Source organism: Paraburkholderia sp. HD33-4 (genome assembly GCF_021390635.1).
In the GTDB taxonomy this organism is placed as follows: domain Bacteria; phylum Pseudomonadota; class Gammaproteobacteria; order Burkholderiales; family Burkholderiaceae; genus Paraburkholderia.
On record NZ_JAJEJS010000001.1, the window covers coordinates 1155115 to 1175428 of the forward strand.

Below are 20314 nucleotides of genomic sequence, written 5' to 3' on the forward strand. Positions count from 1 at the left end.
TCATGGCATGGACTCGTGACGAAATGGCCGCGCGCGCGGCGAAGGAACTGCAGGACGGCTTTTACGTGAACCTCGGCATCGGCCTGCCTACGCTGGTCGCGAACCACGTGCCGGCGGGCGTCGAAGTGTGGCTGCAGTCGGAGAACGGCCTGCTCGGCATCGGCCCGTCGCCGCTGGAAGACGAAGTCGACGCCGACCTGATCAACGCCGGCAAGCAGACGGTGACGACGCTGCCGGGTTCGTCGATATTCTCGTCGGCGGATTCGTTCGCGATGATTCGCGGCGGCCACATCAATCTGGCGATTCTCGGCGCGATGCAGATCAGCAAGAAGGGCGATCTCGCGAATTGGATGATCCCGGGCAAGATGATCAAGGGCATGGGCGGCGCGATGGACCTGGTGGCGGGCGTCAAGCGCGTGATCGTGCTGATGGAGCACGTCGCGAAGGGCGATCAGCACAAGATTCTCGAAGAATGCACGCTGCCGCTGACGGGCGTGGGTGTGGTCGACGAGATCATCACCGATCTCGGCGTGATCGAAGTGACCGAAAACGGCTTGAAAGTGACCGAACTCGCGCCGGGCGTGAGTGTCGACGAAATCAAGGCGAAAACCGGCGCGCCACTCGATGTGAGCGCGGTGATCTGACGCGGTTCGACGCGCGGCTGCGCGGGTCGGTTGCGACCGCGCGGCGGCGGCGGTGTTTTCCGGGCGGGCGAGACGTGAGTCTCGCCCGTTCTGTTTTGTGCGCGGCGCTCGATGCGCCGGACGGTTGGATCGACCTTCCTAAGCCTTCTGGCCGATGCTTGCCGCGCGACGAAGCGGTTTACAATCGTTCGCAGGCCAATCCGCAACGTCTTTGCAAGGACACCAGATGACCGCAACGACTTCCGCTTCCACCACCGGGCGCCCCGCGCCGCGTCAACGTTTCGTGCAGTGCGCGAGCGCCGCCGGCCTGCATCGCGTCGCCTATACCGAGTGGGGCGACCCGGACAATCCGCGCGTGTTGCTGTGCGTGCATGGACTCACGCGCTCGGGGCGCGATTTCGACCGTCTCGCCGCCGACTTCGCCGACACCTATCGCGTGGTGTGCCCGGACGTGGTGGGGCGGGGCTTGTCGTCGTGGCTCGCGAACCCCAATTTGTACGCGGTGCCCCAGTACGTCGCCGACATGGTCACGCTGATCGCGCGGCTCGACGTCGACACCGTCGACTGGTTCGGCACCTCGATGGGCGGCCTGATCGGCATGGGGCTCGCCGGTCTGCCGGACACGCCGATCCGCAAGCTGCTGCTGAACGACGTCGGGCCGCACCTTGAGCCGGTCGCGGTCAAGCGCATCGGCGATTACCTCGGCAAGCCCGCACGCTTCGATACGTTGCAGCAGGGGGTCGATTACGCGGCCCAGCTCGCGCAGAGCTTCGGCCCGCTGACACCGGACGAATGGCGCGAAATCAATACGCCGTTGCTGCGCGAGGAAGATGGCGCGTGGGTGCTGCGCTATGACCCGCGCATCGCGCAGCCGTTCGCCGCGGTCACCGAGGAAGCGGCGAAGCTCGGCGAGGCGGCGCTGTGGCATTCGCTCGCGTCGTTTCAGGGGCCGGTGCTCGTGGTGCGCGGCGAGCAGTCGGATTTGCTGTCGCGTGAAACGGTCGCGAAGATGGTGGCGACCGGGCGTGCCACATCGAGCGTGGAGATCGCGGGCGTCGGGCATGCGCCGGCGTTTCTGGCGGCGGACCAGATCGCGCTCGCGACGGAGTTCTTCATCGGCTCGGCCTCGAACGCGTCATAATATCGAGTTCCGCACGACGTTTTCATCTGTAGTGTCGTGCGGCATGTCGTTCGATTAACTCTCAGCTCAGGACTTTCCATGGCAGTCATTCGTTATCACGTCGGCAAGCGTCTCTCGGAAATGGCCGTGCACAACGGCACCGTGTACCTCGCGGGTCAGATCGCCGAAGACGACGATCAGGACATCACCGGCCAGACGCGCGAAGTGCTCGGCCATATCGACCGTCTGCTCGCGGAAGCGAACAGCGACAAGTCGCAGTTGCTGTCGGTGCAGATCTATATTTCGGACATGGTGCATTTCGCCGGCATGAACGCCGTGTGGGACGAGTGGGTCGCACAGGGCGACACGCCGCCGCGCGCGACAGTCGAGGCCAAGCTCGCAAATCCGAAGTGCCTCGTCGAAATCGTCGTGATCGCGGCGCAGCGCAGCTGAGTCGCGGCGTTCAGGCAGCACGCTCAGGCAGCACCGTTGTTGATTTTCCGTTGAATCGTCTGGCCCGGCGGGCCGTCGCACCATGAACACCGAAACCGTTACGAACGCGCCTCATCCCCATCGTTCCTTCGACGAAGCGATGGCGTTCGTGCGCGAACATGCCGGCGAGGTGCGGCTGTCGTCGGGCGAATCGCTCGCGGATCACGCGGCGGGCACCGCGTCGATCATCCGCAAGCTCAACGTCGATCCGCCGGCGGTGCTGGCTGCGGCGCTATTTGCGCTGACACCGCATCTGCGCGATCCGGAGCGGGTGATCGCCGACAACTTCGGTGAAGAAGTCGCGCAACTGGTCGGCGACGTACGCAAGCTGTTGCGCCTCGGCACCGTCAGTCTGCGCGCGGCGCAAAACGCGATGCCCGAAGCCGGGCGCGACGCGCAGGCGGCGCGCCGCGCGCAGGTCGAGGCGCTGCGCAAAATGTTGCTCGCGTTCGCGCAGGACATTCGCGTCGTGTTGATCCGCCTCGCGTCCCGGCTCCAGACGCTGCGCTATTACGCGGCGGCGAAGATCACGCCGTCGCCCGACGTCGCGCGAGAAACGCTCGATATCTACGCGCCGCTCGCAAACCGCCTCGGTATCTGGCAATTGAAGTGGGAGCTCGAGGACCTCGCGTTCCGCTTCCAGGAGCCGGTCACCTACAAGCGTATTGCGAAGCTGCTCGACGAGAAGCGCGTCGAACGTGAGAGTTATGTCGCGCAGGCGATCGAACGCCTGCAGCAGGAGCTGGCCGCCGCACATATCCGCGCTGAAGTGAGCGGTCGGCCAAAGCATATCTACAGCATCTGGCGCAAGATGCGCGGCAAGGAGCTGGACTTCGCCGAGCTGTACGACGTGCGCGCGTTTCGCGTGATCGTGCCGGACATCAAGGACTGTTACACCGTGCTCGGCATCGTGCACAACCTGTGGCAGCCGGTGCCGAAAGAGTTCGACGATTACATCTCCAGGCCGAAGCCAAACGGCTACAAGTCGCTGCACACGGTCGTGATCGGCGACGACGGCCGCGCGTTCGAGGTGCAGATCCGCACGCAGGAAATGCATCGCTTCGCCGAGTATGGCGTGGCCGCGCACTGGCGCTACAAGGAAGCGGGCGCGCGCGGATATGGCGGCACGTTCACCGCGAGCGAGAAATACGACGAGAAGATCGCCTGGCTGCGGCAACTGCTCGCATGGAAGGACGAGGTGTCCGAAAGCGAGCATGGCGAAGCGGGCGCGCCGCAGCCGTGGGAGCAATTGCGCCAGGCCACGCTCGACGACGATCACATCTACGTGCTGACACCGCAGGCGCGCGTGATTCCATTGCCGCACGGCGCGACGCCGATCGACTTCGCGTATCACCTGCACAGCGAGCTTGGGCATCGCTGCCGCGGCGCGCGTGTCGACGGCGCGATGGTGCCGCTCAACACGCCGCTGCAGAACGGCCAGACGGTCGAGATCGTGGCGGTGAAGGAGGGCGGTCCGTCGCGCGACTGGCTCAATCCGCAGCTCGGCTATCTGCAAAGCCCGCGCGCGCGGCAGAAGGTGCGCGCGTGGTTCAACGCGGTCGAGTTGCAGGAACACATCGCGAACGGTCGCGCCATGGTTGAAAAAACCCTGCAGCGCGAAGGCAAGACCTCGGTCAATCTCGATCAGCTGGCCGCGCGGCTCGGTTTCAAGACCACCGACGACCTGTTCTCCGTGGTCGGCAAGGAGGAGTTCAGCCTGCGGCTCGTCGAGCAGGCGCTGCAGGATGCACCGCCACCCGAACCCGAGGTCGATGCGCCGGAGAAATTCGAGAAGCGCAGCAGCGGCGCGAGCGTCGCGCGCGGCGCGTCCACGGGCGTGCTGGTGGTCGGCGTCGATGCATTGCTCACCCAGCTCGCGCGCTGCTGCCGGCCCGCGCCGCCTGACGAGATCTGCGGCTTCATTACGAGAGGCAAGGGCATGTCGGTGCATCGCAGCGATTGCGCTACATTCCGTCGCATGGCAGAGCGCGCGCCGGAGCGCGTGCTGCAGACCGCGTGGTCGGCGGACGTGATGAGTGGCCGCGGCCAGTCCGTCTATCCAGTCGACCTCAGCATCGAAGCGACGGACCGACAGGGTTTGCTGCGCGATATCTCCGAAGTGTTCGCGCGGGAAAAGATGAACGTGATCGGCGTGAAGACGCAATCGCGCCGCAATGCCGCGTTTATGCAATTTACAGTCGAGGTGTCGAGTTCGGCGCAGATTCTGCGCGCATGCACGCTGCTGGGGGAGATTACGGGTGTGGTGCGGGCAACCCGCAAGAATTGAGGCGCGAGCGGTTGCAAAAAGGCCTGCTGGCGACGCGACGAATTAAAGCCGCTGCATAAAAGTACTTGCCAAGCTTCGCTGTACCCCATATACTCTCGTTTCTTCAGGCTCGTAGCTCAGCTGGTTAGAGCACCACCTTGACATGGTGGGGGTCGTTGGTTCGAGTCCAATCGAGCCTACCAACGAAAATGAAACTCTGGTCCTGCCAGGGTTTTGTAGATTGCAGTAAGCGCTTTGAGCGCAAAAAGGCGAATACGGTTATGACACCGCGAACGTTGACCGAAATCACTTCGGAGCGACGCTAGTCGAGGACCACTTTCGCGAGTGAAGTTTGCATAAAATGTGAATGCGGCCCCTCGAAAGCGGGGCCGCATTTTTTTTGTCTTTTTGACCTTGGTTGTATGTGCCGCCGCCGGTCGGCACCACGGAGAACGCAATGGTTTCGATACGTTTGCCTGACGGTTCTGTTCGACAGTACGAGCATCCGGTGACCGTCGCCGAAGTGGCCGCCTCGATCGGCCCCGGCCTCGCGAAAGCCGCGCTCGGCGGCAAGATCGACGGGGAGTTGGTCGATACGTCCACTCTGATTAATCATGACGTGGCGCTCGCCATCGTCACGGAGAAGGACGCAGACGGTCTCGATATCATCCGCCACTCGACGGCGCACCTGCTCGCGTACGCGGTGAAGGATCTGTACCCCGAAGCGCAGGTCACGATCGGTCCGGTGATCGACAACGGCTTCTATTACGACTTCTCGTACAACCGTCCTTTCACGCCGGAAGACCTCGAAAAGATCGAAAAGCGCATGCAGGAGCTCTCGAAGAAGGATGAGCCGGTGTCGCGTCGCGTGGTGTCGCGCGACGAAGCGGTCGAGTACTTCAAGAGCATCGGCGAAAAGTACAAGGCCGAGATCATCGAATCAATCCCGGCCAGCGACGAAATCAAGCTGTATTCGCACGGCGGCTTCACGGACCTGTGCCGTGGCCCGCACGTGCCGTCCACCGGCAAGCTGAAGGTCTTCAAGCTGATGAAGGTCGCGGGCGCGTACTGGCGTGGCGACTCGAAGAACGAGCAGTTGCAGCGCATTTACGGCACGGCCTGGACGAAGAAGGAAGACCAGGAGGCGTATCTGCACATGCTCGAAGAGGCCGAAAAGCGCGACCATCGCAAGCTCGGCAAGCAACTCGACCTGTTCCACATGCAGGACGAGTCGCCGGGTATGGTGTTCTGGCATCCGCGCGGGTGGACGTTGTGGCAGCAGGTCGAGCAATACATGCGCCGTCGCGTGAACGACGCGGGCTACCTCGAAATCAAGACGCCGTTGATCATGGACCGTTCGCTGTGGGAAGCGTCGGGCCACTGGCAAAACTATCGTGAAAATATGTTCACGACGGAGTCGGAAAAGCGTGACTACGCGATCAAGCCGATGAACTGCCCCGGTCACGTGCAGGTGTTCAATCATGGTCTGCGCTCCTATCGCGATCTGCCGCTGCGTTATGCGGAGTTCGGTTCGTGCCATCGCAACGAATCGTCGGGTGCGCTGCACGGACTGATGCGCGTGCGCGGTTTCGTGCAGGACGACGCGCATATTTTCTGTACCGAAGGCCAGTTCATCAGCGAATCGATCGCGTTCAACACCTTGGCGATGAGCGTCTACCGCGACTTCGGCTTCGACAATGTCGAGATCAAGCTGTCGCTGCGCCCGGATGCGCGCGCTGGCACCGACGAAACTTGGGATCGCGCGGAGCAGGGTCTGCGCGAGGCGCTGACGGCCTGCGGCGTCACCTGGGAAGAACTCCCCGGTGAGGGCGCGTTCTATGGCCCGAAGGTCGAATATCACATCAAGGACGCGCTCGGCCGCTCGTGGCAGTGCGGTACGCTGCAGCTCGACATGGTGTTGCCCGAGCGTCTGGGCGCCGAATACGTCGCTGAGGACAATAGTCGCCGTCGCCCGATCATGCTGCACCGGGCGATCGTCGGATCAATGGAGCGTTTCCTTGGGATTCTGATCGAGCACCATGCTGGTGCAATGCCCGCTTGGCTCGCGCCGATGCAGGTCGTCGTGATGAATATCGCGGAAAGTCAGGCCGAATATGCGCAGTCGCTAGCCCAATCGTTGCAAAAACAAGGGGTTAGAGTCGAGGCCGATTTGCGCAACGAGAAGATTAGCTATAAAATACGCGAGCACACGCTGGAGAAGGTCCCGTACCTGCTGGTGGTCGGCGACAAGGAGCGTGAAGCGCAAACGGTAGCCGTGCGTGCCCGTGGTGGTGTCGATATGGGTGTAATGCCTGTTGACGCCTTCATTGAGCGTCTGCGCCAAGACGTGCAGTCGTTCAACTAAACCACTCGGTACTCCGGCTCGTTTTTTTTAATTTTTAGAGGAAACGTAACATCGCTACTGATAAGTCTGCGCACCGCATCAACGGTGAAATTACAGCACCCGAGGTGCGACTGGTCGGCGTCGAGAACGAACCGCTCGGCATCGTGAAACTCGCTGATGCGTTCCGCATGTCGGAACAGCAGGACGTGGATCTGGTCGAAATCGCTCCGCAAGCGGTTCCGCCGGTTTGCCGGTTGATGGACTACGGCAAGTTCAAGTACCAGGAAGCGAAGAAGCAACACGAGGCCAAGCTCAAGCAGAAGGTCATCCAGGTCAAGGAAGTCAAATTCCGCCCAGGTACCGACGACGGTGATTACAACGTCAAGCTGCGCAACCTCGTCCGCTTCCTCGAAGACGGCGACAAGACGAAAATCACGTTGCGTTTCCGTGGCCGCGAAATGGCTCACCAGGAAATCGGCATGCGCATGCTCGAACGCCTGCGCACCGACCTCGACGAAGTCGGTCAGGTCGAGCAGATGCCGAAAATGGAAGGGCGCCAGATGATCATGGTGCTCGCTCCGAAGAAAAAGAAGTAAGCGCGAAGCAGTTGGCCGGAGCGGCGGCGCGCCATGTGGCGCGCGCTCCGGTGGCGCAAGTTTGTTTGATGCTGTGCTGGGTGTCCGGCGTGGCGTCGGAAGGTTTCGGAACGGCGCGCATGCAAGTGCGTAGTGGTTCCCGAAAAGCGGCCGCTGGCGGTATCGGCGGTCTGCATACCAAGTGGAATGGGTTTCGAAGGGCGGGAAATGGCCATCTGGCCGACCGCACACCCATGTCCATCTAATAATGGAGTTGTCATGCCGAAGATGAAGACCAAGAAGAGCGCTGCAAAGCGCTTCGTGGTGCGTCCGGGCGGTACCGTCAAGCGCGGTCAGGCCTTCAAGCGTCACATTCTTACCAAGAAGACCACCAAGAACAAACGCCATCTGCGCGGCTCCACGGCAGTTCATGATTCCGATCTGAACTCCGTTCGCGCAATGCTGCCGTTCGCTTAACCCTTAACCGACACTCATAGGAGCGAAACATGCCTCGAGTAAAACGTGGGGTTACCGCACGGGCCCGTCACAAGAAGATCATCAAGCTGGCCAAGGGTTACCGCGGCCGTCGCAATAACGTCTATCGCATCGCCAAGCAGGCGGTCATGCGTGCAGGCCAGTACGCCTACCGCGATCGCCGCAACAAGAAGCGTGTGTTCCGCGCCTTGTGGATCACGCGTATCAACGCGGCGGTGCGTCAGCACGACATGACGTACAGCGTGTTCATCAATGGCCTGAAGAAGGCGTCGATCGAACTGGACCGTAAGGTGCTGGCCGACATGGCTGTGTTCGACAAGGCTGCTTTTGCTGCGATCGTTCAGCAGGTGAAAGCCGCCGTTGCAGCCTGATTGCGCTTCTGGCAATTAAAACTGCGTGGTTCGTTGCAGCGAACATCCGGTAGTCTCGGTGACGCTGCAACAAAAACGGGGCTCCTCACCGAGCCCCGTTTTTGTTGGTAGAACCAGTTTTGTTTCGATAGAACACTGACGTTGAAATGATGGGATCAATGGATCTGGACCAGATTGTCGCCGACGCGCAAAAAGCCTTCGCAGAAGCCCCCGACGTCACCACCCTCGAGAACGAGAAAGCACGCTTTCTCGGTAAGGCGGGTGCGCTGACCGAGCTGTTGAAGGGCCTTGGCAAACTCGATCCCGAAACGCGCAAGACCGAAGGCGCACGGATCAACCTTGTCAAGCAACAGGTCGAAGCCGCGCTGACGGCACGTCGTCAGGCGCTCGCCGACGCCCTGCTGAACCAGCGTCTCGCAGCTGAAGCGATCGATGTCACGTTGCCGGGCCGCGGCGCCAATGCAGGCAGCCTGCACCCGGTGATGCGCACCTGGGAGCGGGTCGAACAGATTTTCCGTACGATCGGATTCGACGTGGCTGACGGTCCCGAGATCGAAACCGACTGGTACAACTTCACCTCGCTGAACAGTCCGGAGAACCATCCGGCGCGTTCGATGCAGGACACCTTCTACGTCGACGGCAAGGATGCCGACGGCCGCCCGCTGCTGCTGCGCACCCATACGAGCCCGATGCAGGTGCGCTACGCGCGTACCAACACGCCGCCGATCAAGGTGATCGTTCCGGGCCGCACCTATCGTGTGGACAGCGACGCGACGCATTCGCCGATGTTCAACCAGGTTGAAGGCCTGTGGATCGACGAAAACATCAGCTTCGCGGACCTGAAGGGCGTCTATACCGACTTCCTGAAAAAATTCTTCGAGCGCGACGACATTCTCGTGCGCTTCCGTCCGTCGTATTTCCCGTTCACCGAACCGTCGGCCGAGATCGACATGCAGTTCGAAACGGGCAAGAACGCGGGCAAGTGGCTCGAAATTTCGGGCTCCGGCCAGGTTCACCCCACCGTGATCCGCAACATGGGTCTCGACCCGGAGCGCTACATTGGTTTCGCGTTTGGCAGCGGCCTCGAGCGTCTCACGATGCTACGTTACGGCGTGCAGGACTTGCGCCTGTTCTTCGAAAACGACCTGCGTTTCCTGCGTCAATTCGCGTGAACCGGCGCGCGCGAGCGCGACAAAGCATAGAACGCGGTGGCGCACCTGGTGCGCGCCGCGAGCGTCCCCGGCAGAGCTCGCTGCACCGGCGCAAGACCACCGGGCTATACGAAGCATCCGCCGGACGTGGACCCAACCTGATCAGAACGTACACAGAACCATGCAATTTCCGGAATCCTGGCTCAGAACTTTTGTCGATCCGCAACTGTCCACCGACGAGCTGTCGCACGCGTTGACGATGGCGGGGCTCGAAGTCGAAGACCTGCGGCCGGCCGCGCCGCCGACTTCGAAGATCGTCGTCGGCCAGGTGCTGGAAGTCGTCAAGCACCCGGATGCGGACAAGCTCAACGTGTGTCAGGTCAACGCCGGCACTGGCACGACGCTGAACATCGTGTGCGGCGCGCCGAATGTTGCGCCGGGCATCAAGGTGCCGGTCGCGCTCGTCGGCGCGCAGCTGCCGCCGGCCGAAGACGGTGGCACACCGTTCGCGATCAAGCTGTCGAAGCTACGCGGCGTGGAAAGCCAGGGCATGCTGTGCTCGGCGCGCGAGCTGAAGCTTTCTGAAGATCACAGCGGTCTGATGATCCTGCCGGAAGATACGCCGATTGGCCAGGACATCCGCGAGACTCTCAACCTCGACGACACCGTTTTTGAAATCAAGCTGACGCCGAACAAGGCCGACTGTCTGTCGGTATTCGGTGTCGCGCGCGAAACGTCGGCAATTACCGGCGCGCCGCTGCGTCCGCTCGAAATCAAGCCGGCTCTGGTCACGCTCAACGAAACATTGCCCGTGAAAATCTCGGCGCCTGATCTGTGCGGCCGTTTCTCGGGCCGCGTGATCCGCGGCGTCAATGCGTGCGCGAAGTCGCCGCAATGGATGGTCGAGCGTCTTGAGCGCTCCGGCCAGCGCAGCATCTCCGCGCTCGTCGACATCTCGAACTATGTGATGCTCGAGCTGGGGCGTCCGTCGCACGTGTTCGATCTCGACAAGATCCACGGCGGCATGGACGTGCGCTGGGGCCGCAAAGGCGAAACGCTGAAGCTGCTGAACGGCAACACGGTCGAGCTCGACGAGACGGTTGGCGTGATCGCCGACGAGCAGCATATCGAAAGCCTCGCGGGCATCATGGGCGGCGATAGCACCGCGGTCACGCTCGACACCACCCACATCTATCTCGAAGCCGCGTTCTGGTGGCCCGACAGCATTCGTGGCCGCTCGCGCAAGTACAACTTCTCGACGGATGCGGGCCATCGCTTCGAGCGTGGCGTCGACTACGCGACGACCGTCGACCATATCGAGCGCATCACCCAGCTGATCCTCGACATCTGCGGCGGTGAAGCGGGTCCGGTCGACGATCAGATCGTCAACGTGCCGAAGCGCTCGCCGGTGAAGATGCGCGTCTCGCGCGCGAACCGCATCATCGGCGTCGCGATCGGCACCGATGAAATCGCGCAGATCTTCACGCGCCTCGGCCTGTCGTTCGAACGTGACGGCGATACGTTCTCGGTGATGCCGCCGTCGTACCGCTTCGATATCGAGATCGAAGAGGACCTGATCGAAGAAGTCGCGCGTATCTACGGCTTCGAAAAGATTCCGGCGCGCCCGCCGGTCGCGACCAGCGAAATGCGCGCGACCAACGAGACGCAACGCTCCATCCACGCTATCCGTCATGCGCTCGCCGCGCGCGACTACGCGGAAACGGTGAACTTCAGCTTCGTCGACGCCGAATGGGAGCAGGACTTCGCGGGCAACAGCAACCCGGTGCGTCTGATCAACCCGATCGCGAGCCAGCTGTCGGTGATGCGTACAACGCTGTTCGGCAGCCTGATTCATGTGTTGCGCACGAACCTGAACCGGCGCGCGGCGGACCGCGTGCGCGTATTCGAAGCGGGCCGCGTGTTCCTGCACGATCCGTCGATCAAGGCTGGCGAGTTGACCGTCGAAGGGTTCGCGCAGCCGAAGATGTTCGGTGCGCTCGCTTATGGTCCCGCGCTCGACGAGCAATGGGGCGCGCCGACACGTGCGATCGATTTCTTCGACGTGAAGAGCGACCTCGATGCGCTGATCGCACCGGCGGTCGCGCGGTACGTGAAGGCCGAGCATCCGGCTCTGCATCCGGGACGCAGCGCGCGTATCGAATTGAATGGTCGCGCAGTGGGCTGGATTGGCGAATTGCATCCGCGCTGGATGCAAAAATATGATTTGCCGCATGCGCCGATTCTGTTTGAAATCGAAGCGGAAGCATTAATGCAACGGGTATTGCCGATTCCGTCGGAAGTTTCAAAATTTCAGCCGGTACGACGTGATATCGCGGTGGTCGTCGATCAGAAAATCGAGGTTCAGGCGCTGCTCGACGAGCTTCAGAAGGCCCAGTCCGAGCCGGCCTGCAAGGCTGTCCAGAAGGTTGCGCTTTTCGACGAATTTCGTCCAAAATCAAACACTTCCGGCGGTCTGGCCGCGCACGAGAAAAGCCTTGCGTTCCGGGTGACCTTGCAAGATACTGGCGGAACCCTTCAGGATGAAACGGTCGATCTGGCTATTCAAACTCTGGTGGAACGTCTGGCTCGAGTCTATGGCGCACGGTTGCGCGGATAACCCGCATTTAACAATTGCACGGCTGTTTCCGCATCCATTGTTTTACGCTTGGCGCGCCATTTGATAGATATGAATGAAATGAACTCGAGTGATTTCGAAGCCCTTCTTACGGCGCAACGCAGCGCCATGATTCGAGATATTCCGACATCACCCGCCGTCGTTTCCAATGAAACGCCGACGCTTACCAAGGCGGAACTTGCCGAGTTGCTGTTCGACAATGTCGGGCTCAACAAGCGGGAAGCGAAGGACATGGTCGAGGCGTTCTTCGAGGTGATCCGCGATGCGCTCGAGAGCGGCGACAGCGTGAAGCTGTCGGGCTTCGGCAACTTCCAGTTGCGCGACAAGCCGCAGCGTCCCGGCAGAAATCCGAAGACGGGCGAGGCGATTCCAATTGCGGCGCGTCGCGTGGTGACGTTTCATGCAAGTCAAAAGCTGAAGGCGCTCGTCGAAAACGGCGCCGAAGCGAGCTTCGCGCGCTGAGCGACTGGCGCGCTTTCGGGCAACCCATCACGGCTAACTGACGATGACAGCGACGATCGAAAAAGTCGTCTTGCCTCCGATCCCGGCGAAGCGCTACTTCACGATTGGTGAGGTCAGCGAACTTTGCGGGGTGAAGCCTCACGTGCTGCGTTACTGGGAGCAGGAGTTCACCCAGTTGAGGCCGGTCAAGCGGCGCGGCAATCGTCGGTATTATCAGCATCACGAGGTACTGCTGATCCGGCGGATTCGAGAGTTGCTGTACGAGCAGGGTTTTACGATCAACGGGGCGCGCAACCGGCTCGATTCGCATGGCGGCGGTGGGCCGGATGCGATGATCGAGGAAGGAGAGGACGCCAGCGCAGCAGTGGGGCAAGTGCCCACATCGGCGGAAATGGTTGCCGTCGATGTCGAAAAGTTGCGTAAGGATCTGCAGATCGTGATCGATCTGCTGGACCGCTAGTTCATGGGCTGGTTCGGTTTGTTCGTGCGGGCAGTTCTAATCGACTGAAGTGTCTGTTATAATTTTCCTTCTGTTCGGGGCGTAGCGCAGCCTGGTAGCGTACCTGCATGGGGTGCAGGTGGTCGGAGGTTCAAATCCTCTCGCCCCGACCAAGAAATCAAGGCCTTATGGATCTATGTCCATAAGGCCTTTTTCGTTTTTGGGGATTTTGCCGCCACGTTTGCCGCCACACGTTGGATGGCTCATGCTGGAACGCTTTGCCTGCCGCAAGCGCGGGGGCTTGTTGCGGTCGTTGCTCGACGGTTCCGGCACCGAACTTTCGACCGAAGCGACGGCTACGCAGATACCCGAATTGATTTCACGTGAACGCTTCACGTTTTGGGGCATGCGTTGCGCGAAGGATTGGCGGACTTCGACATCAGCAGGTAGCCACGACTCGATACCAGCGGTTCGTGGGCACGACATCTCGCGCTCATGCGCTCACGTGAGCGCTCTCTATCTAGTCCAGCCACGAAGGGATTGATCTGGGCAGGACGGGTTGGGATGAGCGTCGTCAAGCGCGGAAATATACGATTTAATAGTAGGACTGCGAAATGAGGTGGACTGTCGTGTGCGCTGGCGAGCGATTCCGCGCCATTCGATGGCAGAGGCGGCCACATTGGCGACGATTTTCTCGACGATGATGGTGCCGGCGCGCCTTCTCGCCCATCTAATTCCAGCCTAATTCTCAAGGGGTAGGATTCGTTCCGCAGCGTCTGCCGAGCCCTGTGCCTTGAGCTTGGTGTGGCATGTCAGCGGCTCTTTTTCCATTGCGTCCAGTCGGTGCAACGCGCTCAGAAGGATCGGGGAAAGATTTGAGTTGCCGCGAAACGCTACTTCGCGGCTCAATTGGAAGGATGCGCGATGATTATTCCAGGGCGAGTTCGTTTGAGTCAGATTCTCCACTATGTGGGTCGTCCGCTCGCGCTTCTGTTTACCTGGGATGTGGTGGTCACTGCGGTATATCTGAGTGGGCACTACAAGATTGAATTCCCAGCGTTGCCGATGTCGTTGCTCGGCACGGTTGTCGCGATTTATCTGAGCTTCCGCAATGCGACAGCCTACGCCCGTTGGTGGGAGGCGCGTACGCTATGGGGAATGCTGGTCAACAATTCGCGAAGTTTCGCGCGCGAAATCAAGATGCTGCTGCCTCAGGACGCCGCGTACTTGAAACGAGACCTGGTCCTTCGCCACGTCGCGTACGTTCATTCACTACGTTTGCATCTGCGCCGTGAAGCGCCTTGGCAAGAGTTAGGTGCTCGGCTGTCCGACGATGAACTGCACCACTTGCGCCGTGTCGCTAACGTTCCGAACGCGATCTTGAGCCGCACGGCTGAAATGATTGCGCGAGAACCCAGTCTTGACAGCGTGAAATTGGTTGCGCTGGAGCGAACCATGACTGAATTTTCCAACGCGCAGGGTGGCATGGAGCGCATTAAAAACACGCCGTTGCCGAGGCAATACGCAAATTATCCAGTTTTCTTTACGCATCTGTTTTGCGTACTCCTTCCGTTGGGACTGGTCGAAGTCCTCGGATGGTATACCCTGCTAGGGTCGACGGTAGTAGGGTTTCTGTTCCTGGCGTTATTGAAGATCGGAGACGATATGCAAAACCCATTCTCGAATACGGAAAATGATGTGCCGTTGACGACGCTCACTCGATCCATCGAAATAGATTTGCTTGACGGGTTGAGCGAGACCCATGCACTCAAACCGGTTCAGATCGAGAACGGCGTCTTGTGGTGACGGGTGGGCCGTATCACGTACGCCTGAGCACAGGGGCACGAGTGGGAGCGTGCGCAACGTCCCAGCGAGAATTAATGAGGAAACCTTATCTGAATGGAAAGCAGTGCGTCGGTGCGACAAATCTCTCTTGACGTGATCTCCCGCGCCTGCCTAGACTTTGGACGTATTCAGGTTGGTTCTTCAGAACATTCGACTATCTGAGGAAGCGCATAACAATCCTGTCCGAATGAAACCGCACCCCGTCAACGAGCGACGTCGCTTTGTCTGTTCGCTGCTCGCATTGTCTGCGTTCGCCCCGACCGCACTCCGAGGCGCAACGCATGCGTCCGTTGCGGGCACGGTCAGCACATGGCCAGTGTTGCTGTTCATTCCCTACGGCGGAAGCGATCTCGGATTCAGCGAGGCCGCCTATCGCGGCTACCTCCAGGTGCGCCGCAGCGGGTACCGGATCACGGTCGTGCGCGACGCCGACAGTCTGGGTGCTGCGCGAATCCTTACGATTATCGGCCGACACTACAAGGCAGGTGTACGCGGTTTCATTCTGGCAGGCGCTGAGCTGAGCGCGGTCACCGCAACGGCCGCAGCACAATACCCGCAAGCCTATTTCGCGACCTTGTCGGGAACGGCGAATGGCCCCAACGTCGTCAATTTTTGTCTCGACTGCAAGAGCCTCGGTGGCGCGCTTGCGGGAGCTGTTGCCGCGAACGTGTCGAAGACAAAGACCGTCGGTTTCGTCGGCGGCGTAGAGTCTGTCGACGGAACGGAGGCGCAAAGCTTCAGGCAGGCCGTACTGGCCAAGGTGCCAGACGCAACGGTTTTGGTAGATTGGGTCGGCGACTGGGACAACCGTCGACGTACGCAGCAGTTGACGGGGCAGCAGATCGACGCCGGCGCCGACGTGGTCGTCGCCGATGCAAATGACTCAGTGATCGTCGCGGCCGCGCGCCATCCGAGCGTGCGCGTGATCGGCTGGATGGCCGACGCGTCGCGCCGGCACGGAAACGTCGCGGCTAGCGTGATCATCGACACGAGCGTCATTTTCCGGCGTTTCGTCGATGGCGTGGTCGCCGGCCAATTTGAGGGCGGCGACTACACTGTCGTCGATGCGGACCATGTCTGGAAGATTGTGTGGCCGCGACGCTAACCGCTGATACACGCTGGATTCGATAGCATGGGCTCGTTGAAAAACCAGATTACGATAACGCTGATCGTGCTGGTCACGGCAGTCGGCCTCATCGATGCGTATACGTCATATTGGCTGTCGCGCAAGCACATCGGGGAGCTACTCGACGTGCACTTGCAGGGCGCCGCTATCTGGCTGTCCGCCGGCAATGTCGGCGCGATAGGCTCACACGGTCCGCCGCAGCACTCCGTAGACGGCTTTGTCGGGCAGATCTGGAAGCGCGGCGACGCGGCGCCAACTGATAACACCGATCCGGAAGTGCTATTCGATCGCAATGCGCCGGACGGATATTCGATCGAGCGTATCGGCGAGCATCCCTATCGCATCTACACGTTGAGAAAGGCCGACGGCCAGTACACGTACGAGGTCGGACAGCCGGTCGAATTCCGCGAACAAACAGCAAGACATGCCGCGATCGAAAGCCTGATACCGACGCTCATCCTGATTCCACTCGTCTGGCTCGCCATTCCCTTTGTGGTCAACGCGGCGTTCGCGTCGCTGTCGCGTGCAGGGGCGCAGTCGGAGTTCGTCGGCATTCGGCACCTCAAGCCCCTCGATATATCGGGCGTGCCGGACGAAGTACGACCGTTCGCTGCGTCGATCAATCGGATGATTGCCCGGCTTCAGGTTGGTATCGACGCTGAAAAGCGCTTCGTCGCCGATGCCGCGCATGAGTTGCGCACGCCTATCGCTGCGATGCAACTCCGCGTCGACAACCTCGTCAACGCTCCCGACGAGGCGGCGCGCGCCGAGCGTTTGCGCGAATTGCGCGAGGCCATCGCTCGAGCGTCGACGATGATCCGACAGCTTCTCTCGCTAGCGCGAGCTGATGCACAGCTCGATCCGACGGCAATTGAGACAGTGGACCTGTCCCAGTTGGTTCAGAAGCTCGTCGCAGACTTTCTGCCGGTTGCAGATGCACGCTCGATCGATCTTGGCGTAGGGAAGTTCGAGAGCGCGCAAGTTGAAGCACGTGAAGGAGAACTGCGTATGGCCGTGCGCAATCTGCTCGAGAACGCACTGCGCTATACACCGCCCGGCGGGACCGTCGACATCGATCTGTTCCGAAGTGCCGACGACGTGGTGGTGCGCGTGACCGACAACGGACCGGGCATTCCGGAAGCGTCACTGCACCAGGTGTTTGACCGCTTCTTCCGTCTGCGTGCGGAGGATTCGGAAGGGAGTGGTCTCGGGCTTTCCATCGTCAAATCGGTCGCGGCAAAGTACCGGGGTACTATTTCGCTTGAAAACCGCAGCGATGGACCCAGCGGTCTCATCGCGACTATCGTTCTGCCGGCGCGCGGCATGATGTAGGGAGTGCGATTGCGGCAGCGACTTGCGGCAAAGGCAAACTTGCCAATTATTCAATAGGGCGAATAATTCGGCATCCGAATGCATTAGCCAAATTACCCTGTGAGAAACCCTCCGACTAATAGAAAGCTAATCCGGCGAACGTTCTAATAGAGCATGTCGTCGCGGCACCTTAAGTAGTCGATTCAAGCCTGATTGCGTCGCGACTCATGCCTATTCAAGAATCTGGAGATTTGGCCATGAAACGATCGCTCTTCCTGATATTTGCCGGAGTTGCCGCACTCAACGCACATGGTGCGACAACCATCATGAACAACAAGCTCTATGTCGACGATCAGGCATGGTTTGTAAATGGCATGGTGTATCAACCTGAACCGCGCGGCTGGTACACCACCAACAGTCAATACGACATTAAGGCAGGCGAGGGTGGAGCATGGCTGTGCTCCGGCGCGCATATCGACAATCAGAATAGCTGGACGAGCCCCTGCTACGACGATGATCTGACCGGACTGCTACCGGAGGGTGGCGACGGAAAAAACCTTCAATATAACAATGCGCTCAAGCAGCGGTGGAAGCTCGATCTCGATGACATGCAAAGTATGGGGGTCAACACAATTCGTCTGTATAACATCAATACCTACAACAAGTCGCATACGGCGTTTCTTGACGAACTGGACGCTCGGAAGATGAAGGTCATTTATCCTGTCCTTACAACCTACGCGTCGCAACAGCCGCCTGACACTGCTAAAGGAATCATTACTTCAATTGTTCAGGAAACCTGTCCTGCTGGACAACTGCACAACGCGGTGCTCGCTTACAGCATTGGCAACGAATTCGACCAGGAGATTCTGGGCAATCCGACTGGAAATGTAGCCCAAAACGTCCAGCTTGCTGCCAGGGTCGTGCGGGAGCTGTGTCCGGCTGCCAGAATCACGTATTCGGCGGTCGATAATCCGAGTCAATGGACTCTCGACGCCAATGGCAAGAGTCCAATAATCGAGGCCATTGGCCCGAACAACATTGATATTATTTCGGTGAATTCTGGATATCGCGGCGACGCGTCCAACCCATCGTCTGCGGGCTCGTACAATTTGATGTTCAACCAGATCACGGCGCTTACGCAGAAATACAATAAGCCGTTTCTCATCAGCGAAATGGGGGCTCATGATAACGAAACCGACGGCTTCAATCCGCATTGGTGGAATTACGTTTGGGGTATCGTCGTAAGCCGTTCCCAACAGGCGAACAATGTGGGCACCGTGTACTTCGAGTATAACGACGAACCATTGAAGAAAACTCTGGCATTCACGCAGCTGAACAATGACGCATATATGGGCGTAACGACCGGCCAATGGCCGGCTCAGGGCGCCGATCCGCACGATTACAGTCAGACTGGTAACCTGGTCAATATCCAGAAAACGGTCGCTTATCAAGGTATTCCCGATTATCAAACACAGGATAACGGGATCATTGTCTACCCGCGATCAAACCATGGGGCGGGCCGTTACGAGATGTTCGTAAGCGACAACAAGGGCATCAACGCCTGCAATTACAAATTCTCCCCGAATCCCTTCCAGATTGAATCGACATGCTCCGCAGCGGTCAACTCACTCAATCTGCTCAAGACGACGAAGCGTCCCTGACAGGAAGCTGCCGCGAAGCCTGTTCGTCGATACTCCTGTTGCCTTGTTTCAAATCTCTTGTCATCCACAGCCGCCCATCGCGACCGACCCCATTTATTAGACGCCCTCCCGAACAATACAAGGATCAACCGATAGTCGAGGTTCGACCTGTTAGATTGGTCGCCTGTTGTCAGGCGGGCGGCTCCTTTTCGAACGCTCGCGCGCTGCAAGGGCCGTTCCGTCGATTCTCATTCCAATCTCATTCTTAACACCTAGAATATTTCCTGAGACGAAGATTGCGGATCGGCGGGCTGAAAAGTGCCAATGGAGAGTGGATTCCGGGAGTTATTTCGAGCGAATCCCTGGCGCAAGATGGTCTCTACGTGAGAGGGACACATGCTAAATGTCTATTTCCTGCCCGTCGATCCTGAGGACAGCGATTCTTCATGGGGTCCGTGTTCAGCCACTTGTATAAATCCCGGCCGATACAGCTTCACCAGTTCCGGCATTCGCGAGTGGTTCGGAAAGTTTTTCCCGGGGAGAGCCAATTCGCCTGATGTGAAGCGTCCGAACTGATGAGACATAACCGGCGCATTACGCATGAATCGCGAATCGCTCGGGCGCGCAACGCGCCCGCGGAGGAACGTTCCTTGCCTTGCACCCAACGACAACGCTCCATTGCTGTGGACAATGCACCATGCGAGTGCTCATAGTCGAAGACGACCTGCAGATCGGTCAAAGTTTGCTGCGTGCGCTTCAGGATGCGGAGTACAGCGTCGACTGGGTACGCGACGGCAATGCCGGCAGTGCGGCCATCGCTGCCGTTGAATATACGCTGGTCTTGCTCGATCTTGGTTTGCCCGGCATGGGCGGCATCGAATTGCTGAAGACGGCGCGTGAGAAGGGTAGCAAGGTACCCATTCTGATCCTGACTGCACGTGACGACCTCGACGCCCGGGTCCAAGGGCTCGATTTCGGCGCTGACGACTACGTTCTCAAGCCCTTTCACCTGCCCGAACTGCTCGCGCGAATTCGTGCCGTGCTGCGTCGCAGGGCGGGCTTTGCGTCGTCGCGTCTTGGCAATGACGCACTGAACCTCGATCTCGACAAACGAACTCTATGCTGCAACGGGGTGTCGTCCGTTCTGTCGGCGCGCGAGTTCGCACTGATGTTCGCGTTCCTCGAGCGCCCCGGTACCATCCTCTCGCGAGATCAGCTCGAGGGGAAGCTTTATGGGTGGGGTAAGGAAGTCGAGAGCAATGCGGTCGACGTGCTCATCCACGGTGTACGGAAGAAGTTCGGACAGTCTGTGATTCGCAACGTGCGTGGCCTCGGCTGGACCGTTACGCTCGGCGAATCGCCCGAGGCGTGACGGCACGTCTCGGCTGCTCGTTCCCT

The 20314-nt window shown here is 59.9% G+C and carries 17 protein-coding genes and 2 tRNA genes; all 19 read left to right on the plus strand.

What is annotated here, in order from left to right; translation table 11 throughout:
- The first annotated feature begins 2 nt into the window (after positions 1-2).
- The 19 genes from L0U84_RS05165 (at position 3) to L0U84_RS05255 (ending at position 20288) form a co-directional block, all read left to right on the plus strand.
- Positions 3-644, plus strand: coding sequence for a CoA transferase subunit B (locus tag L0U84_RS05165; RefSeq protein ID WP_233848282.1), 642 nt, complete (start codon positions 3-5; stop codon positions 642-644).
- Between the two features lie 226 nt (positions 645-870).
- Positions 871-1785 (plus strand): alpha/beta fold hydrolase, encoded by a 915-nt coding sequence (locus L0U84_RS05170; protein ID WP_233848283.1) that lies wholly within the window; start codon positions 871-873, stop codon positions 1783-1785.
- A 78-nt stretch (positions 1786-1863) separates the two neighbouring features.
- Positions 1864-2217, plus strand: coding sequence for a RidA family protein (locus L0U84_RS05175; RefSeq protein WP_233848285.1), 354 nt, complete (start codon positions 1864-1866; stop codon positions 2215-2217).
- A gap of 82 nt (positions 2218-2299) precedes the next feature.
- Positions 2300-4543, plus strand: coding sequence for a RelA/SpoT family protein (locus L0U84_RS05180; RefSeq protein WP_233848287.1), 2244 nt, complete (start codon positions 2300-2302; stop codon positions 4541-4543).
- A gap of 105 nt (positions 4544-4648) precedes the next feature.
- Positions 4649-4725: transfer RNA gene (locus L0U84_RS05185), tRNA-Val, on the plus strand.
- A 254-nt stretch (positions 4726-4979) separates the two neighbouring features.
- Entirely contained in the window at positions 4980-6887 is a 1908-nt protein-coding gene (gene thrS / locus L0U84_RS05190) for a threonine--tRNA ligase (RefSeq protein ID WP_233848288.1), read from the plus strand.
- A 50-nt stretch (positions 6888-6937) separates the two neighbouring features.
- Positions 6938-7462 carry a translation initiation factor IF-3 gene (infC, locus tag L0U84_RS05195; protein WP_075643713.1) on the plus strand — a complete coding sequence of 175 codons (525 nt, stop codon included), beginning with the start codon at positions 6938-6940 and terminating at the stop codon, positions 7460-7462.
- A gap of 258 nt (positions 7463-7720) precedes the next feature.
- Positions 7721-7918: a 50S ribosomal protein L35 gene (gene rpmI, locus L0U84_RS05200; protein ID WP_006052501.1), complete on the plus strand. Its 198-nt coding sequence runs from the start codon at positions 7721-7723 to the stop codon at positions 7916-7918.
- A gap of 29 nt (positions 7919-7947) precedes the next feature.
- Positions 7948-8307, plus strand: a complete 360-nt coding sequence (gene rplT / locus L0U84_RS05205; protein ID WP_006052502.1) for a 50S ribosomal protein L20 — start codon at positions 7948-7950, stop codon at positions 8305-8307.
- A 158-nt stretch (positions 8308-8465) separates the two neighbouring features.
- Complete coding sequence (gene pheS, locus L0U84_RS05210) at positions 8466-9479, plus strand: phenylalanine--tRNA ligase subunit alpha (protein ID WP_008918800.1); 1014 nt, start codon at positions 8466-8468, stop codon at positions 9477-9479.
- A gap of 160 nt (positions 9480-9639) precedes the next feature.
- Complete coding sequence (pheT, locus tag L0U84_RS05215) at positions 9640-12075, plus strand: phenylalanine--tRNA ligase subunit beta (RefSeq protein ID WP_233848289.1); 2436 nt, start codon at positions 9640-9642, stop codon at positions 12073-12075.
- Positions 12076-12144: 69 nt separating this feature from the next.
- Positions 12145-12555, plus strand: a complete 411-nt coding sequence (locus tag L0U84_RS05220; protein ID WP_008918798.1) for an integration host factor subunit alpha — start codon at positions 12145-12147, stop codon at positions 12553-12555.
- Positions 12556-12598: 43 nt separating this feature from the next.
- A complete protein-coding gene (locus L0U84_RS05225) occupies positions 12599-13015 on the plus strand; it encodes a MerR family transcriptional regulator (protein WP_233848290.1) in 417 nt (138 codons plus the stop codon).
- Positions 13016-13090: 75 nt separating this feature from the next.
- Positions 13091-13167 (plus strand) — tRNA-Pro (locus L0U84_RS05230).
- A gap of 775 nt (positions 13168-13942) precedes the next feature.
- Positions 13943-14800, plus strand: a complete 858-nt coding sequence (locus tag L0U84_RS05235) for a bestrophin family protein (protein WP_233848291.1) — start codon at positions 13943-13945, stop codon at positions 14798-14800.
- A 226-nt stretch (positions 14801-15026) separates the two neighbouring features.
- On the plus strand, positions 15027-15944 hold the full coding sequence (locus tag L0U84_RS05240; RefSeq protein WP_233848293.1) for a BMP family ABC transporter substrate-binding protein: 918 nt from the start codon (positions 15027-15029) through the stop codon (positions 15942-15944).
- A 27-nt stretch (positions 15945-15971) separates the two neighbouring features.
- Positions 15972-17297 (plus strand): ATP-binding protein, encoded by a 1326-nt coding sequence (locus L0U84_RS05245; protein ID WP_233848295.1) that lies wholly within the window; start codon positions 15972-15974, stop codon positions 17295-17297.
- Positions 17298-17533: 236 nt separating this feature from the next.
- Positions 17534-18937, plus strand: a complete 1404-nt coding sequence (locus tag L0U84_RS05250; RefSeq protein ID WP_233848297.1) for a hypothetical protein — start codon at positions 17534-17536, stop codon at positions 18935-18937.
- A gap of 676 nt (positions 18938-19613) precedes the next feature.
- On the plus strand, positions 19614-20288 hold the full coding sequence (locus L0U84_RS05255; protein WP_233851944.1) for a response regulator transcription factor: 675 nt from the start codon (positions 19614-19616) through the stop codon (positions 20286-20288).
- Positions 20289-20314 lie beyond the last annotated feature (26 nt).

Bases quoted from the DNA above. Each gene is read 5' to 3' on its own strand.
- L0U84_RS05165 (WP_233848282.1), top strand. From the start codon at position 3: ATGGCATGGACTCGTGACGAAATGGCCGCGCGCGCGGCGAAGGAACTG.
- L0U84_RS05170 (WP_233848283.1), top strand. From the start codon at position 871: ATGACCGCAACGACTTCCGCTTCCACCACCGGGCGCCCCGCGCCGCGT.
- L0U84_RS05175 (WP_233848285.1), top strand. From the start codon at position 1,864: ATGGCAGTCATTCGTTATCACGTCGGCAAGCGTCTCTCGGAAATGGCC.
- L0U84_RS05180 (WP_233848287.1), top strand. From the start codon at position 2,300: ATGAACACCGAAACCGTTACGAACGCGCCTCATCCCCATCGTTCCTTC.
- thrS (WP_233848288.1), top strand. From the start codon at position 4,980: ATGGTTTCGATACGTTTGCCTGACGGTTCTGTTCGACAGTACGAGCAT.
- rpmI (WP_006052501.1), top strand. From the start codon at position 7,721: ATGCCGAAGATGAAGACCAAGAAGAGCGCTGCAAAGCGCTTCGTGGTG.
- rplT (WP_006052502.1), top strand. From the start codon at position 7,948: ATGCCTCGAGTAAAACGTGGGGTTACCGCACGGGCCCGTCACAAGAAG.
- pheS (WP_008918800.1), top strand. From the start codon at position 8,466: ATGGATCTGGACCAGATTGTCGCCGACGCGCAAAAAGCCTTCGCAGAA.
- pheT (WP_233848289.1), top strand. From the start codon at position 9,640: ATGCAATTTCCGGAATCCTGGCTCAGAACTTTTGTCGATCCGCAACTG.
- L0U84_RS05220 (WP_008918798.1), top strand. From the start codon at position 12,145: ATGAATGAAATGAACTCGAGTGATTTCGAAGCCCTTCTTACGGCGCAA.
- L0U84_RS05225 (WP_233848290.1), top strand. From the start codon at position 12,599: ATGACAGCGACGATCGAAAAAGTCGTCTTGCCTCCGATCCCGGCGAAG.
- L0U84_RS05240 (WP_233848293.1), top strand. From the start codon at position 15,027: ATGAAACCGCACCCCGTCAACGAGCGACGTCGCTTTGTCTGTTCGCTG.
- L0U84_RS05245 (WP_233848295.1), top strand. From the start codon at position 15,972: ATGGGCTCGTTGAAAAACCAGATTACGATAACGCTGATCGTGCTGGTC.
- L0U84_RS05250 (WP_233848297.1), top strand. From the start codon at position 17,534: ATGAAACGATCGCTCTTCCTGATATTTGCCGGAGTTGCCGCACTCAAC.
- L0U84_RS05255 (WP_233851944.1), top strand. From the start codon at position 19,614: ATGCGAGTGCTCATAGTCGAAGACGACCTGCAGATCGGTCAAAGTTTG.